Raw genomic sequence first — 13576 nt, 5'->3', positions numbered from 1 at the left:
AGATGGGTTTGCTGGACGCATACCCCGCACCTTCAAGCACAGCGTGTTTCTCACCTTGCTGCTGGGCATCCTGGTGTATCTGCAGCAGCATGTGCTGACCTGGATGATTCCGGTGTTGCCGCCGCATTGAGTCGTTCTCTTTTCCCCGCCGCACACGCCGCGCTCTGCGCGGCGTTTTTCATGGCTTGGCCGATGCTGGGGCCGCCGCGCCGGCTTGTTCTGCGTGGTCGAGAGTGAAAAGCAGATAGCTATCAGCGGAATGTTGCAAGCGGATTTGCACGGGCAGGTTTTGCAGCTGCGGCGACAGCCAGATTTGCGCGCCGAGTTCGTTGGTCTGCGTGGCCTGCCGCACGATATGCCAGCAGGGCAGTGATCCGATCGGGGTATCCACGAAATCCATGCCGGCGATGTTGAAGGCCCAGTCCGCCATGCCGCTGGGTCGGGCCACGGCGAAGCTGAGCGTGGCGCCGGGGTGGAAGTCGTCGGGAGCGACGCTGAGGCGGTTGGCGAGTTGCAGAAACAGGCTGGCGCTGTCTTGCACATGAGGCGGCAGGGGCAGCACTGCGGGGCTGGCGCTGAAGTGCAGGGTGTTGTCGCCGCGGTCGAAACGCACGGATTTCTCGCGGGTGAACACGCGCTCGGTGTACTCCGAGGGCGCGAGCCAGTCGCCCTCGATGCGGCCGGTGCTGCGGTAGGAAAAGCCGATCAGCGCGCTGCCGGAGAGGCGGGCCTCGTAGTGGTCGCCATCGACCGTCCAGACCAATGCGCCGCTGCCGTGCAGGTGGCCGCGCCAGTAGCCGGTGATGGTGTAGGACAGCCGGGTGGAGGGTGGCCAGGGATGCGGGGCCGCGGCTGAGGCCGGTGCACTGGCCGCGGGGGCCGGGCTGGATTCAGTGGGGATGGGACGCGCGGGCTGGCTGACTTGGTCTGCTGGCGCCAGGTCACCCAGGCTGGTCGCGGCGGCCAGAAGCGGCGCCGATGTGGGCGGCGGTGGCGCGCTGAGGGCTTCCACCGGAGCCGGAGGTGCCTGCGCAGGGGAGGCGACGGTTTCGGATGGGCGGGGGCGGACGATGTCGGCTGCGGGCTTGGGCGCAGGCATGGGTGCAGGCTGTAGCGCCGGTGGCTGTTTCGCCTTGGCGGGCTTGGGCGGCGGCGCGGGCGCAGGGCGTGCCGCAGTGACGACGGGGGGCGTGGGTTTGAGAAGCTGGGTGTAGATCGGCTCGGGCAGTTTGCCAGCGGCCAGTGGGCGGAAAGCGGCGCCGAGCCAATCGAGCGCGGCCAGATGCAGGGCGACCACCCCCAGCGCGAGCAGCGCGATAGCGCGCCAGCCCGGCCGCCCGCGGGTACGCCGATCAGGCGTCATGGCCAGGGCCTCGTGGCGAGCCAACGGCGTGCGGCGATGCGGCTTGAGCGGGGAAACATGCCTGCTATTTTGCCGTTCGCTTGGGAGTGTTCGCAGGGCGGATGCGGGTTCTCGCTTGGCAGCGCCGCGCGTATGCTGCACCCATCCCCCGCACAACGCATGAGGAGGCCGTCATGGCGCAAATTCCCGAGTTCAAGGATTTCATTCCCGGCATGGAGTTTTTTCAGACCCTGCTCAAAGGCGCGGGCATGCCTTCGCAGTTTGCCAACTGGGTGGCGCCGACCCTCGATGTGGAAGAGATCGAGCAGAAGATCACCGACCTCAAGGCCGTGCTGAGCTGGCTGGAAACCAATGCGCGCATGACGCAAAACATGATTCAGGCGCTAGAGGTGCAGCGCATGACCTTGCGGGCGCTCAAGACCATGAATGTGGATATGCAGGACTTTGCCAAGGGCATGGTGGCCGAGCCGCCACCGGCGCCCGCCGCCGTGCAGCCCACGGAGGCGCCGCAAGCCGAGCCGGCTAACTCCGCCGAGCCGCCGCAGGCCGCAGCGGGTGCATCGCCGCTGTTCGACCCGATGCAGTGGTGGAATGCGATGACCCAGCAGTTCACCGAGTTGGCGAGCCAAGCGTTGCAGGAGGGCGGGGCAGCGCCTGCGGGTTCGGCCGTGCCGGTGAACTCACCCAAACCTGGGGCGAAGAAGGCCGCGGCGAAAAAACCTGCGGCTAAGACTGCGGGCAGTGCGGCTCGAAAAACGCCCGCCCGGCCCGCACCGCCTGCGGCCAAACGCGGCAAGGCGACAGTCAAGGCAGCAAGCAAAGCGACCGGCAAAACATCGCGTTGAGTCGCAGGTCGATTCGGAGGGGCGCGACTTATGCGCCGACTTATACGCCCACCCAGCGCACCAGTTCTTGCGCCGGCATGACGCCGGACTGGCGTTTGACTTCCTGCCCGCCGCGGTAAAGCGCCAGGGTGGGAATGCTGCGAATGCGGCTGCGCACCGACACCTGCGGGTTGGCGTCGGTGTCCACCTTGGCCAGCACCGCCCGGCCTTGAAGCTGGATGGCCGCCTGGGCGAACTGCGGCGCCATCATCTTGCACGGGCCGCACCACTCCGCCCAGAAGTCCACCAGCACGGGCAGCTCGCTTTTGGCGATGAAGCGCTCGAAGTTGGCATCGGTCAGGGTGACGGGGGCGGCCGGGAGGATTTCCTGACCGCATTGCCCGCAGACCGGGGCGTCCTTCAGGCGGTCGTCGGGAACGCGGTTGAGCGTGGCGCAGTGGGGGCAGACGATGAGCATGGCGGTTGTTCCAAATAGCAATACCGCGAATATGCGGCATGGCCAGACGGTTTTCAACCCAGAGGTTCAGAGAACCCCGCCGGGCCGCCCCAAGGGGTTCTCGCCCCCCTGGGGGGAGAGCCGAGCGCAGCGAGGCTTTCGGGGGGTGCTGGTCAGAGAACCCCGCCGGGCCGCCCCAAGGGGTTCTCGCCCCCTTGGGGGGAGAGCCGAACGCAGCGAGGCTTTCGGGGGGGTGCTGGTCAGAGAACCCCGCCGGGCCGCCCCAAGGGGTTCTTGCCCCCTTTGGGGAGAGGGCCGGGCGCAGCGAGGCTTTCGGGGGGGTATTGATCAAAGCCGCGAACGGGCAAATACGCTGCGGTGTCGCTGCGCGCGGAACTGCCAGACCAGCAGGGCAAAGCCGACCAGCGGCAGGAGCAGATCACCGGGCCGGAACACGCTGACCGCGCCCGCCGGTGTGCCCAGCAGCGCACCGACGATCCAGACCGTGGGCCCGAGCAGCGCGGCCAGCCGCATGCCGATGCCGCCCCAGGCGCTGGCCACGCCCACCGCGGCAAACCCTGCGGCGGCCAGGCCGATCTGAAAACCGGCCGGGTCTGGGGCGGCGTGCGGCAGCAGATGCTGCAGGCTCACGCCCAGAAAACCCACGCCGACGGCGCACAGCAAAAACCAGCGCAGCAGCACTTGCGCCACCCGCAGATCATGCCGCGCCCGTTTGCTGGTGAGCAAGGCCAGCGCTCCCAGCACGAGGCCGATCACGATCAGGGTGAAGGTGCGGTAGTGCAGCGCCTGTTGCGCAAACAGCGGCCAGAATGCGCTCATGCCGTCTCCTTGTTGTTTCAGTGCGCTGCGTCCGACTCTTAGCGCCCCCTGGACCGGGCTGCGCCCTGCCCGCCCCCCGTGGGGGATGAGGCCCGCGGCTCCAAGCTGCCCTGCGGCAGCTTGGACGGAGCCGAATCCGAGCAGCTTGCAAGCTGCGAGGTGGACAAGGAAACTTGGGGCGGCCCTGCGTTTCCTTGAGAGCGGTCTTCTATGCCCACGTCGAGCGCCACCAGGAACCGTGACACCATGTTGTACGTGGCGACCACGCCGACGAGCTCGACCACTTGCTTGGGCGACAGCAAGGCGCGGACGGCGGCGAAATGCGCTTCACTCACCCGCACGCGCCGGGTCATGTCGTAGGTGAGCGCCAGCACTGCGCGCTCGCGGGGGGAGAACGCCAGCCGGTTTTCCACCGCCGCAGGAATGTCGTGCAGCAGCGCGAGCTGCTCGGCGCAGCCGCCGGCGGCTAGAAACAGCGGGGCGTGATGCATGAATTCATACTCGGCTCCATTGAGTCGCGCCACGACGCAAATGGCGAGTTCGCGCAAATCGGCTTCGAGCTCCAGCTCGCCACGCACCGCGCCCAGCAGGCCATTCCAGCCGCGCGCGAATGCGGGGCTGTGCAGCAGCATGCGGTCGAGGTTGAGCAGTTCTCCGCCGCGCCGCTGGCGTATGGCGGCCACCAGTTCTTCGGGCTCGGCGTGGTGTTGCGGTAAGTAGGCGATGCGCGGCATGATGGAAACATAAAGAAAATGGAATGACTGGACTGTAGCCCCGCTTGTGCGCTGAGGCCAGCGGCTTCAGCGCGCCGTCCCTGTCATCCGGGCAGGGCTCAGGCGCTGGCGTTGCGCGCCAGTGCGGCGAGTTGCCTGAGGCCGTCGATGGCGCGCACGCCGTACCAGCTGGCCCATTCGCCGGGGATGCAGCGCACGGCCGGGTGCAAGCCGCGCGCGGCGAGCAGGCTGCGCACTTCGGCCGCATGCCGGGCGCCGAAGCGATAGGGCTCGCTGGACAGCAGCACCTCGTCCACCGCGCCGAGCCAGTCTGCCGACCAGTCGAACACCGGATAGCGGGTGCGGCCGGGCTGATGCAGGCCATCCCCGCCCAGCACCTCGGGCAGGGTGTGCCAGCGCACGGCGGCGAGGCTTTGGCTGATGTAGGTATCGCGCGCCACGGTCATCCACGGATCGCGCCAGATGAGGTAGAGCACGTTGCGCGGCGCGCCGGGGCGGGTTTGCACCTCCTCCAGTACGGCTTGCAACTGCTGGCGCAGGGCGGCGACGCGCTCGGTCACGCCGGGCAGGCTGCCGAAGGCCGCGCCGAGCTGGTCGAACAGGCTCAGGTTGTCTTGCGGGGCTTGCGGATGGGTGACGATGATGTGGGGCACGAAGGTGCGCAGCGCATCCACGGTTTCGCGGGTGTTTTCGTCGATGTTGACCAGCACATGGGTGGGCTGCAGCGCGCGCAGGGCGTCGAGGTGAACGTCTTTGGTGCCGCCGACCTTGGGAATGGCGCGCACCTCGGCGCGGGGATGTACGCAGAACCCGGTGCGGGCCACGAGGTGCTGCCGCAGCCCGAGGGCGAACAGGGTTTCGGTCAGGCTGGGAACCAGGCTGGCGATGCGCGCCTGGGCGTCGGCTGCGGCAATCGGCTGGCCGAGGGCGTCGCAGACGGGCACAGCGGGCATGGCGGGCGCCGGGCTCAGACGGTGTGAGGTTCAGCAGCGCCGGGGCGGGCGAGCTGCCCCAGACTTTCGAAAATCAGCCGACGCGGGGCGATGCGCCAGCCGAGCTGCTGCTCGATGGCGATGACGGCGCGCATGGCCAGCAGCGAGTGGCCGCCCAGATCGAAGAAGTTGTCGGTGAGCTGCACCCGCTCGACGCCGAGCAGCTCGCGCCAGATGGCGGCGATCTGCTGCTCTTGCGGCGTGGACGGCAGGCGCGAGGCTTGGCGCGTGTGCGCTGTCGGGGCGGCGGCTTGGGGTGCGGGCAGCGCGGCGCGGTCGTGCTTGCCGTTGGGCAGCAGGGGCAAGGCGTCGAGCGGCACGAGGTGCTGCGGCACCATGTAGTCGGGCAGGCGCGCGCGCAGGGCCTGGCGCAGATCGGCCGGGTTGGTTGCGGCGCCCGGCTTCGCCACGAGGTAGGCGACGAGGCGCACGTCTTCCGGGGTGGGGGCGTAGGTGGTGAGCACGCAGGTGGCCACGCCGGCTTGCTCGCGTAGCGCGGCTTCGATTTCGCCCAGTTCGATGCGAAAGCCGCGAATTTTCACCTGATGATCGAGACGGCCTAGGTGTTCGAGCTGGCCGTCGTGCCGCCAGCGGCCGAGATCACCGGTTTTGTACAGACTGGCCTGGGTATCGGCGCTGAACGGATCGGGGATGAAGCGCTCGGCGGTGAGTTCGGGCCGCTGGAAATAGCCCAGCGTGACGCCGGCGCCGCCGATGTGGATTTCGCCCGGCGTGCCGATGGGGCAGAGCTGGCCCTGCGGATCGAGTATCCAGACCTGGGTGTTGGCGATGGGCCGGCCGATCACGATGGGCTGCCCCGGCTGCACCCGCCAGCAGGTGGACCAGACGGTGGTTTCGGTCGGACCGTACAGGTTCCACACTTCGGCGCAGGCGGCGAGCAGACGCGGCGCCAGATCGGCGGGCAGGGCTTCGCCGCCGATGAAGGCGCGAAGTCTGGGGGGGCGGGAGGGGTCGGGGTTGCCGGGCCAGCCGACGTCGAGCAGCATGCGCCAGGTCGAGGGCGTGGCCTGCAGCACCGTGGCCAGGCTGGTTTGCAGCAGGTCGCGTAGGGCAAAGGGATCGCGCGACTGGGCGTGATCGGCCAGCACCACGCGCGCGCCCGCGGTCAGCGGCAGCAGCAGTTCGAGCACGGCGATGTCGAACGAGAGCGTGGTCACGGCGAGCAGGACGTTGTCGCTTTGCAGCCCGGGTTCGCGCGCCATGCTGCGCAGAAAATTCACCACGGCGCGGTGCGGCACCTCCACCCCCTTGGGCTGCCCGGTGGAGCCGGAGGTGTAGATCAGGTAGGCCGGGTCTTCGGGGCGGGCGTCGCGGGCGGGGTCGGGCGGGAGGGGGGCGTCGCGGCGTAGCCCGGCCAGCGGCGCGCTGTCGAGCGCGAGTTGCGGCACGTCGGCATTGGCCAATAGCGGCAGCAGCGCGGTCTGGGTGAGCAGGCAGCGCAGCTGGGCATCAGTGGCCATGTAATGCAGGCGCTCGGGCGGAAAGCCGGGGTCGAGCGGGACATAGGCGGCGCCAGACTGCAGCACCCCCAGCAGCGCGGCGAGCATGTCGGCCTGACGGTGCAGGCACAGCCCGACGCGGTCGCCGCGTCCCACGCCCATCTGGCGCAGGTGGTGGGCGATGCCCAGCGCGCGGGCGTGAAGTTCGCCGTAGCGCAGCGTATGGCCCAGCGCGTCGGTGAGGGCGAGGCGGCTGCGGCGGTCGGGCGCGTCGAGCTGCAGCGCGGCGGGCAAGGTGAGCGGCGCGGTCAGCGGCTGTGGCGTGGTGTTCCACTCGCCGAGCACGGCGCGCTGGGTGGACGTGACCAGGGCATGACTCGACACAGGCAGAGCGGGTTGCGCCAGCAGTTGCTCGGTGAGGAAAACATAGCTGTCGAGCAGGCGCTGCGCGGTATCCAAGCTGAACAGATCGGTGGCGTATTCGAGCTGGATGCGGTGGGTGAACTCGGTATCGACGTGGATGGACAGGTCGAACTGCGCGGCCACGCGGTCGAAATCGAAGGCTTCGTAGGTGAAGGGCACATCGGCCAGTTGGCCCGCCGGGGCGTTGAGCACGTTGAACAGCACGCGCACGAGGTCTTGGGGGTGATCGGCGCGCTGCGCGCCCAGACGGTCGACCAGCTCGTCGAACGGGGCGTCCTGGTGGGCGTAGGCGTGCAGGGCGGTGGCACGCACCTGCTGCATGAGCTGATCGAAAGTGGCTTGCGGCTCGACCGTGTTGCGCATCACCAGGGTGTTGACCAGGGTGCCCACGAGCTGCTCGGTGGCGGCATGGTGGCGGTTGGCGATGGGTGTGCCCACGGCGATGTCGGTGCGACGGCTCAGGCGCGCCAGCAGCACGTTGAAGCTGGCCAGCAGTACCATGAACGGCGTGACGCCGTGGCGCGCGCCATAGCCTTGCAGCGCGCGCTGCAGCGGCTCGGACAGCGGGGCGTAAATCGTATGGCCCATAAAGCTGGGTTGCGCCGGGCGGGGATAGTCGGTGGGCAAGGGCAGATCGGTCAGTCCTTCGAGCTTTTGCAGCCACGCTTGAAGATGTGACTCGCGCGCCGCGCTGACCGTCGCGCTGCGCTGCCAGGCGGCGTAGTCGGCGTACTGGGTGCGCAGGGGCGCCAGACCCATGTCGGCCGGATCGGTGCAGCCTCGCAGCAGTGCGGCGTAGATCTGCAGGGTTTCGCGCGACAACACGGCGAGCGCCCAATTGTCGGCAATGGCGTGGTGGAACACCCAGAGCAGCACCCGCTCGTCGTCTTGCATTTGCAGGATGCTGATGCGAAACAGGGGCGCCGCGGAAAGGTCGAAGGGCTGGGCCAGCAGCGCCGAGGCGATCTGGCGGGCGGCGTTTTCGCGCTCGGCGGCATGCAGCGAGCGCAGGTCGCGATAGTCGGGCTGCACGCGCAGGGCGGGCAGGATGATCTGTACGGGCTCCTCGCCGCGCAGGACGAACTGGGTGCGCAAGCCTTCGTGACGGGCGATGAGTAGATCGAGCGCGCGCTCGAACAAGCTCAGATTGAAAGCGCCTTTGAGCCTGACCGGAGCGGTGATGTTGTAGGCGACGGATTCCGGGTGAAAGTGCTGGATGACCCACATGCGCCGCTGCGACAGCGAGGTGGGCAGCAGGCCGCTGCGATCGACGGCGGGTATGACGTCAGCCGGGCTGGCGAGATGCTGGCGTTGGTCGATTTGCGCCGCCAGTTCGGCGAGGGTGAGGTGGGTGAACAGATCGGCCAGAGGCAGTTCGATGCCGAAGTGCTGCTGGATGCGCGAGCGCACCTGGGTGAGGGTGAGCGAGTGCCCGCCCAGCTCGAAAAAGTGATCGAGCACCCCAAAAGCCTCGGTGCCCAGCACCTCATGCCAGATGGCCCACAGGGTCTGTTCAGTGGGGGTGCGCGGCGAGAGGCGCGGCAGGGTCGTGGCGGCTTCAAGCTGCGGTACGGGCAGGGCGCGTTTGTCGATCTTGCCGCTGGGGGTCAGAGGTAGGGAGGGCAGCACTTGCCAGGCGCTGGGCACCATGTAGTGCGGCAGGCTGATCTGCAGCGTCTGACGCAGTGCGGCAACCGAAGCGAGGTCATGGCCTTCGCGCCAGACGATATAGGCGGCCAGTTGCGGGTCGTTTTCGCGCGGCTTCCAGGAAACGACCGCCGCTTGCGCCACGGCGGGGTGGGCGGCGAGGCGGCGTTCGATTTCGCCGATTTCGATGCGAAAACCGCGGATCTTGATCTGCTCGTCATTGCGGCCAACGAGGTGCAGTTGGCCGTCGGCCGACCAGTAGCCCAGATCGCCGGTGCGGTACAGGCGCTCACCGGGGCAGAAGGGATCGGGCAAAAACCGCTGGGCGGTGAGTTCGGGCTGGCCGAGGTAGCCCCGCGCCACGCCCGGACCGGCGATGCAGATTTCGCCGGTGACATCGAAGGGCATTTGGCGCAACTGCTCGTCGAGCACGTAGGCGCGGGTGTTGTCGATCGGTCGTCCGACGGGCAGGTTGCCGCGCGTCTGGGTGATGGGGCCGTCCACGACGTAGAGCGTGCTGTCTTCGGTGGTTTCGCTCGGGCCGTAGTAGTTGAGCAGGGTGGCCTGCGGCAGCAGCGACTGAAAGCGCGCGGCAAGGGCGGCGTCCAGCGGCTCGCCGCCGAACTGAACGTAGCGCAGACTGGTGCAGGCGGGCAGCTGGGGGTCGTCCACCAGCGCCCGGGCGGTGGAGGGCGCGAGCGTGAGGTGGGTGATGCCCTGTTCGCGTACGAATTGCAACAGGGCGGGCAGATCGCGCTGCAGGCCGGGCGGGGCGAGGTGAACCGCCGCGCCGCAGATCAGGGGCATGAAAAATTCGGAGATCGACGCGTCGAAACTCAGCGAGGATTTTTGCAGCAGCCGGTCGTGCGGGCCGAACTGGAGCACGCGGGCGTTCCACAGCTTGTGATTGCACAGGGCGCGGTGCGGGATCATCACGCCCTTGGGTTGCCCGGTGGAGCCCGAGGTGAAGATGACCAGGGCGAGATCGTCGGGCGTGCTGTCGGTGACAGGGGCGTCAACGTCGCCGTAGGGCGGCGTCAGATCGGCATCGAGAAGCTGTGGCGTCTCCGAAGCCGCGGCTGCTCGCACGGCAGCGTGCAGCGACCGCTGCGCGAGCACGACCCGGGCCTGGGTGTCGAGCAGGATGCGCTGCAGGCGTTCGGGAGGCAGGTCCGCGTCCAGCGGAACGTAGGCGCCGCCGGCCTTGAGCACGGCGAGCAGGGCTACGACGAGTTCCACGCGGCGTTCCATGATGACGGGAACGAGCACGTCGCGTTGCACCCCCAGACCGCGCAGGGTGTGCGCCAGGCGGTTGGCCGCCTGCTCCAGCTCGGCGTAGCTCAGCTGGGTGTCGCCGAAGCGCACCGCGGCGGCCTGCGGCGTGGCGCGCGCCTGTTCGGCGACGAGCAGGTGCATGCACTGCGGCGCCGGGCGGGCCTGGGCGGTGTGGTTCAGCGCGGCCAGTGCGGCGCGCTCTTGGGCGCACAGCAGGTCGAGATCGCGCAGACGGGCTTGCGGATGGGCGATGAGTTCGGCCAGGTGCTGATCGAGACGGGCGCTGAGAAATTCGGTATGCCGCAGCGCGGCAGGAGCGCGGGGGTCGATCACCAGATCGATGGGCCGATTTTCGGAGTCGCCGTATTGGCGCACATAGGCGGCGATCGGCGCAAACCCGGGTTGCCCGCTGAAGGGGGCGAAAGACAGGCGGGCGTTTCCCAGCGTGGCGTGCGGATCGAAGTCTTCGAACGACACCATCAGGTCGAAGTGCATGCCGGCGATGCCCTGCCGGGGCGGCTGTCGCGCCAGGGCGCGGTCGAGCGGATATTGCTGATGGCGCAGGATCTGCCGGGTGTCTTCGGCCAGCGCGCGCATGAGGCTGGGCAGGCGGTCGCCTTCGGCGGTGTTGAGTCGCAGGGGCAGGGTGTTGGCAAACAGACCGACGGTCTGTTTGTCGAGGGCGTCCTTGCGGTTGTGCAGCGGCATGCCGATGAGCACATCGGCCTGTCCGGTCACGCGCGCGATGTACGTTGCCAGAAAGAAGTGGACGCCCTGCGCCGGGGTCAGGCCCTGTTCGGCCGCCTGTTGCAGATAGTGCGCCCAGGTCGATGGGCTAACGCGCCACTGATGCACCAGCGGTTCGGGTGGCGTTTGCAGGTCGGGGGCCGAAACCGCGGCCAACGTTTGGGCGCTTGCGATGCGGTTTTGCCAGAAGGTGTGGTCTCGCTCGAAGCGGGCGGACTGCAGGTAGGCCTGTTCTCTTTCGAGGAACCGTGCGTAGTCGGGCCCGGGCTGCGGCGGGGCGCTCAGAGGATTGTCCAGCAGCTCGTTGTAGCGTTGAGCGATGCGCTGACCGACCCGCATGACGCCATAGCCATCGAGCAGAAGGTGGTTGAAGCACAGCAGCCAGGCGTAGCGCTGCGCGGCGGTGCGGTACAGGGCGGATTTCCAGAGGAGGGGGCCTTGCGGGGGTGTAGGTTCGGTTTTGATTGCCTCGATGGCTTGCGCGGCGAGTTGGGCGGCGCGGTCGGGGTTGTGGGTCTCGCTGAAAAAGTCGGTGTAGGGCAATCGCCAGGACTGCGCCCAGGCGATCTGCCACCGCGGGCCTTCTGTTCTCTCGACCACGCGGGCGCGCAGCATGGGTTCGGCGGCGGCGACTTCCTGAATGGCGCGCTGCAACACGAGCACATCGAGCGCGCCGTCGATGCTCACGGTCAGGCCGATGTTGTAGATGGCGCTGCCGAGCAACTCCTGGCGCAGCAGAATGTCTTGTTGGGTTTGGCTCAAGGGCCAGCGCTCGTCACAGGCTCGGGGCGTGGCGTCGGCGTCTGGGAGATGGCTCAAGAGCGTGGTTGACATGCAGAAAGAGGAAGTCGGGTGCGGCAGAGACGAATTTTCTGCTGTTTGCGGCATCTTAGGAGGGGCTTGATGACGGCTGACTTCAACTCGGGCCGGTTTTGTGAACTATTTCGCTTCCGTTTGGAGGGCGAGTTTTACGAAGCGTAGTCTGGGCAATACGATGCGTGTTTTGTTGATGTGCCAATTTGTCCATGTCCGACTCTTTGCATGCGGTTGCGCCCCCCGGTGAAGCGGATCCTTCCTGGCACATCGGGGGGATGGGCTTTTCTCTGACCGTCAGCAGGACGAGGTTTTCATCCGCGCGGAATGGGGTGTGATCGGCCACCGTGTGCGGCAGATCGGGCTTTATGGCGCCTTGGCCTTTCTCTCCGCCACCTTTACCGACCTTTCGGTGCTTGGTCCAACGGCGGTGTACTGGAGCTTGCTGGTCGCGCGGTTTGGTGTTCTGGCTTGGGGGCTGTGGCTGGCGCGGGTGGGTCGGGCCAAGGAGGTGCCGGATGTGCGCCGTGTGGCGACGGCGCTGCTCGGCTTCGAGCTGAGCATCATGGTGCTGTTCCTGCTGGTGGTGCTGGCCTATGGCGGCAGCGCGGACTATCACTCGATCACCGCGCTGGCGCTGATCTTTGCCGGCTATGCCTATGTGCCCGTGATGCGACGCGAGGCGATGTGGGTGGGCGGAGTGTTTACCGTACTGTTCGCGCTCGTTGTCTGGACTTCGCTGCATTTTGACGCCAAATATGTCAATATCGCGCTGGTGCTGTTCGGCTTCGCCAACGTGGCAGGATGGCAGATTGCGGTCTCGCACAGCCGGGGCATGCGGCTGGCCTGGCTGGACCGACGCCGACTCGAACAGCAGGCGCAGGCGGCCCAGCAGGCGCGGCAGCGCGCCGAGCAAAGCGAGGAAAACCTCGAACACCTGTTCGACGCCTCGCCGATGCCACTGGTGCTGGTGCGTGTGGCGGATTCCCGGGTGTTGCGCTACAACGCGGCGGCGAAGGTGCTGTTCGACCCGCATGATCTCTCGCACGGCGACGTGTTCACGACCGATTTTTACGAAAATCCGGCGCAGCGCCTGCAGTTGCTCGAGCGTCTGCAAGCCGAGGGCACGGTGCGTCAGGCTGAAGTGCGGCTGAAGACGGTTGGAGGGCAGGGTGTGGACGCGCTCTTGTCCATGCGCGCGCTGCGCTTTGCCGGGGAGGACTGCATTGTCACCGGGATGGTGGAAATTTCAGCGCAGAAGCACCTTGAACAGCAATTGCGCGCGCTGGCCCACACCGATCCCTTGACCGGGCTGCAGAACCGGCGCGGATTTTTCGCCATGGTCGAGCACGCCCTGCGGACGCGGCCCGCAGGGCAGCCAGGGCCTTGCATCATGCTGATCGATCTCGACCATTTCAAGCAGATCAATGACCGCTATGGCCACCCGGTGGGGGACGAAATCCTGGTGGAGTTTGCCCAGGTGGTGCTGTCGCTTTTGCGCGAGGGCGATGTGTTCGCTCGCATGGGCGGCGAGGAGTTCTGCATTCTGCTCGCGCACATGCGCGCGTCGCAGGCCTTGGAGGTGGCGGAACGGGTGCGCGAGTTCGTCGCGGCGCACCCGTTCCAGACCTCGGCCGGAGTGGTGCGCTTGAGCCTGAGTCTGGGCATCGCGGGATGCGATGCGCCGGTGCAGAGCATCGACCGGGTGCTGTCGATGGCCGATCAGGCGATGTATCGCGCCAAACAGGGCGGGCGTAATCGCACCGAGCTCTACTGCGACTGAGCCTCTGCCTCGCTTTCCCCTCTGAATCATGAGGGCATTCCTACAAATAAGAATTATTCGCAATAGGATAGCTCCAAGGCGATGGCGCAGAGCGTCTCGCCTCGGTGGGTCTGATTCCGGGCCGACCTGACTTGGGAGATCGATCATGGGATATGCAGAACTTGGGCTCAGTCTGTTGGTGGTGCTGCTGCTGACGTGGGCAGCGATGGAGTGGTCAC

At 67.4% G+C, this 13576-nt stretch carries 8 protein-coding genes; 2 read left to right on the top strand and 6 right to left on the bottom strand.

Annotated features, from left to right (window positions below; genetic code table 11):
- Positions 1–178: 178 nt before the first annotated feature.
- The gene (locus B3H47_RS01625) at positions 179–1363 is read right to left on the bottom strand and encodes a DUF3108 domain-containing protein (RefSeq protein ID WP_286985568.1); all 1185 of its coding nucleotides are present in this window, start codon (positions 1361–1363) and stop codon (positions 179–181) included.
- 173 nt (positions 1364–1536) lie between these two features.
- Here B3H47_RS01625 and B3H47_RS01620 point away from each other — a divergent pair, with 173 nt between their 5' ends.
- Positions 1537–2208: a PhaM family polyhydroxyalkanoate granule multifunctional regulatory protein gene (locus B3H47_RS01620; RefSeq protein WP_286985567.1), complete on the top strand. Its 672-nt coding sequence runs from the start codon at positions 1537–1539 to the stop codon at positions 2206–2208.
- A gap of 40 nt (positions 2209–2248) precedes the next feature.
- Here the strand turns inward: B3H47_RS01620 and trxC are convergent, their stop codons facing one another.
- From trxC to B3H47_RS01595, 5 genes are all read right to left on the bottom strand, one after another.
- Positions 2249–2665 carry a thioredoxin TrxC gene (trxC, locus tag B3H47_RS01615; protein WP_286985566.1) on the bottom strand — a complete coding sequence of 139 codons (417 nt, stop codon included), beginning with the start codon at positions 2663–2665 and terminating at the stop codon, positions 2249–2251.
- Positions 2666–2992: 327 nt separating this feature from the next.
- Entirely contained in the window at positions 2993–3484 is a 492-nt protein-coding gene (locus tag B3H47_RS01610; RefSeq protein WP_286985565.1) for a DUF6790 family protein, read from the bottom strand.
- Between the two features lie 38 nt (positions 3485–3522).
- Positions 3523–4218, bottom strand: coding sequence for a carboxymuconolactone decarboxylase family protein (locus B3H47_RS01605; RefSeq protein ID WP_286985564.1), 696 nt, complete (start codon positions 4216–4218; stop codon positions 3523–3525).
- Positions 4219–4316: 98 nt separating this feature from the next.
- Positions 4317–5171 (bottom strand): helical backbone metal receptor, encoded by an 855-nt coding sequence (locus B3H47_RS01600; protein ID WP_286985563.1) that lies wholly within the window; start codon positions 5169–5171, stop codon positions 4317–4319.
- Between the two features lie 14 nt (positions 5172–5185).
- Positions 5186–11596, bottom strand: coding sequence for a non-ribosomal peptide synthetase (locus B3H47_RS01595; protein WP_286985562.1), 6411 nt, complete (start codon positions 11594–11596; stop codon positions 5186–5188).
- Positions 11597–11909: 313 nt separating this feature from the next.
- On the opposite strand from B3H47_RS01595, the gene B3H47_RS01590 reads away from it, so the two are divergent.
- Positions 11910–13358, top strand: a complete 1449-nt coding sequence (locus tag B3H47_RS01590) for a GGDEF domain-containing protein (RefSeq protein ID WP_286985561.1) — start codon at positions 11910–11912, stop codon at positions 13356–13358.
- Positions 13359–13576 lie beyond the last annotated feature (218 nt).

It is taken from the genome of Thiomonas sp. UBA7699, assembly GCF_002482605.1.
Classification (GTDB): Bacteria; Pseudomonadota; Gammaproteobacteria; order Burkholderiales; family Burkholderiaceae_C; genus Thiomonas; species Thiomonas arsenitoxydans.
This window is presented reverse-complemented; position numbering and strand designations above follow the sequence as displayed.

What these genes read in the sequence shown, in the direction of transcription:
- B3H47_RS01625 (WP_286985568.1), bottom strand. Translation starts at nt 1,363, where the DNA reads ATGACGCCTGATCGGCGTACCCGCGGGCGGCCGGGCTGGCGCGCTATC.
- B3H47_RS01620 (WP_286985567.1), top strand. Translation starts at nt 1,537, where the DNA reads ATGGCGCAAATTCCCGAGTTCAAGGATTTCATTCCCGGCATGGAGTTT.
- trxC (WP_286985566.1), bottom strand. Translation starts at nt 2,665, where the DNA reads ATGCTCATCGTCTGCCCCCACTGCGCCACGCTCAACCGCGTTCCCGAC.
- B3H47_RS01610 (WP_286985565.1), bottom strand. Translation starts at nt 3,484, where the DNA reads ATGAGCGCATTCTGGCCGCTGTTTGCGCAACAGGCGCTGCACTACCGC.
- B3H47_RS01605 (WP_286985564.1), bottom strand. Translation starts at nt 4,218, where the DNA reads ATGCCGCGCATCGCCTACTTACCGCAACACCACGCCGAGCCCGAAGAA.
- B3H47_RS01600 (WP_286985563.1), bottom strand. Translation starts at nt 5,171, where the DNA reads ATGCCCGCTGTGCCCGTCTGCGACGCCCTCGGCCAGCCGATTGCCGCA.
- B3H47_RS01595 (WP_286985562.1), bottom strand. Translation starts at nt 11,596, where the DNA reads ATGTCAACCACGCTCTTGAGCCATCTCCCAGACGCCGACGCCACGCCC.